Annotated in this window: 1 protein-coding gene; it reads right to left on the bottom strand. The window is 67.1% G+C overall.

Annotated elements, in window-relative coordinates; translation table 11 throughout:
- Positions 1–520 (bottom strand): DUF3459 domain-containing protein (locus tag ACTWQR_RS55985; RefSeq protein ID WP_443235053.1); only part of this gene is annotated, 520 nt, incomplete at both ends.

Genomic DNA, 520 nt, shown 5'->3' with positions numbered 1-520 from the left:
GCGCCGGTGAGCTCGTCGCGCACCGGCATCGACTCGTGCCAGTCCAGGCCGAGTCGCGGCATGTCCAACGAGACCGTGGCCTCCTGGGTGTGGTGAGGGTCGAGGTTCACAACCACCAGAACCGTGTTCGATCCGCTCCGTTTCGAGTACGCGATCACCGCCTCCTTGTCCACGTGGTGGAAGTGCAGATCGCGCAACTGCCGGAGGGCCGGGCTGCGGCGCCTGATCGCGTTGAGTTCGGCCATCAGGGGGGCGATGCTACGACCCTCGCGCTCCGCCGACTCCCAGTCTCGCGGACGCAGTTGGTACTTCTCCGAATCCAGGTATTCTTCGCTGCCGTCCCGCACCGGCACGCCCTCGCACAGCTCGAATCCACTGTAGACACCCCAGGTGGGCGACAGCGTCGCGGCCAGCACCGCCCTCAGCTCGAAGGCCGGCCGGCCGCCGTGCTGGAGGAACTCGTGCAGGATGTCAGGGGTGTTGACGAAGAAGTTGGGCCGCATGTACGCGGCGGCGTCGC

Origin of the sequence: Streptomyces sp. 2A115 (assembly GCF_052245575.1) — a bacterium.
GTDB lineage: Bacteria > Actinomycetota > Actinomycetes > Streptomycetales > Streptomycetaceae > Streptomyces.
This window is presented reverse-complemented; position numbering and strand designations above follow the sequence as displayed.